Raw genomic sequence first — 1,602 nt, 5'->3', positions numbered from 1 at the left:
TTAAGTGTAAGGATTGCTGTAGCATCCGCACATCCTGTTGAACTTACCCTGTATTCAAATCTGTAAGCACCATCCGCTGTTATACCTGAAAGGTCTGCAACGTCACCCACAATATTTGCTCCGCTGTTATCAAGATCGGTCCAAGTGCCTCCCCCATCAGGAGTACCTCCAAGATTAGCTAACAGGTTGAAATTTGTTTCTGAGCTACATGCAGGAACTGTTGCTGCCACTCCTGCATTTGGTGCTTTATTAACATTTACGGTAACAGTAGCAGAATCTTTTGCGCATGGTGCTGTGCCCGTTACTACATATTTAAATGTATAAGCTCCAGCTACTGCTCCTGATAAGTTAACTGTGTTTCCTGTTATTGTACGGATCGATCCTGATGTTTGGGTCCATGTACCTCCTGCATTAGGAGTACCTCCCAGACTTACGAATAAATCAAAGGCAGTTTCGGTATTACAAGCTTGTACTGTATTATCACTACCTGCATCTGCAGCTTCTTTAACATCTATTGTCAATATTGATTTCACATCAGCACATGGCCCTGTCCCTTTTACTGTGTATTCAAATTCATAAAGACCTGCAACTGCTCCGCTTAAGTCTACTGCATCCCCTGTAATGGTAAGCGCTGCACCTGATATTTGTACCCACGTACCGCCTGCATCTGGATTACCATCTAGGCTGCCCAGTAAGTCAAATGATGACTCACTGTTACATGCTAGTACGGTAGCATCCTCTCCTGCATCCGGACCTTCTTCTACATTAATCGTAAGAATAGAACTTGCATTACCACAGCCTACTACACTTAACGCGTATTGGAAACGGTAACTGCCTGTAGCTACTCCTGCTAGATTTGCATTATCTCCTGTTATTACGGCACCACTATTGTCAAGGTCTGTCCATAAACCTCCTGGATCAGGAGACCCTCCCAAACTGCCAAGCAAATCAAAGGCTAACTCACTGTTACATGCATCTACTGTATTATCTGTTCCTGCATTTGGTGTTGTGTCTATTACCTTAACGGTTACTACAGCTGATGCTGCAGCGCAAGGTGCAGTAGCTGAAACTGTATAACGATAATGATACGTTCCTACTGCCAGAGTGGTTAAGTCAATTGAGTTACCGCTAATAGCAGCTCCGCTACCATCAATATCAAACCATGATCCTCCTGCATCCGGATTACCATCAAGACTTGCATAGAGATCAAAGGCATTATTGGTATTACATGCTGTTACTTCATTATCAATACCTGCATCTGGTGAATTGGTAACGTTAAGTGTAAGGATTGCTGTAGCATCCGCACATCCTGTTGAACTTACCCTGTATTCAAATCTGTAAGCACCATCCGCCGTTATACCTGAAAGGTCTGCAACGTCGCCCACAATGTTTGCTCCGCTGTTATCAAGATCGGTCCAAGATCCTCCCCCATCAGGAGTACCTCCAAGATTAACTAACAGGTTGAAATTTGTCTCTGAGCTACATGCAGGAACTGTTGCTGCCACTCCTGCATTTGGAGATTGGTTTACATTTACTACTATCGATGCTCTCGCACTCTCACATCCTCCTACTGTCTGGCTTACATAATATGTCGTAGTTCCT

Annotated in this window: 1 protein-coding gene; it reads right to left on the bottom strand. The window is 43.9% G+C overall.

The window, feature by feature from the left end:
• On the bottom strand, positions 1-1,602 hold a 1,602-nt coding region (locus KK060_RS08935), incomplete at both ends, for a hypothetical protein (RefSeq protein ID WP_254153372.1).

The organism is Chryseosolibacter indicum, from assembly GCF_018598585.1.
Taxonomy (GTDB): domain Bacteria; phylum Bacteroidota; class Bacteroidia; order Cytophagales; family Cyclobacteriaceae; genus Chryseosolibacter; species Chryseosolibacter indicus.
The sequence above is the reverse complement of the archived record's forward strand: the minus strand, read 5'-3'. Positions and strand labels throughout refer to the sequence as shown.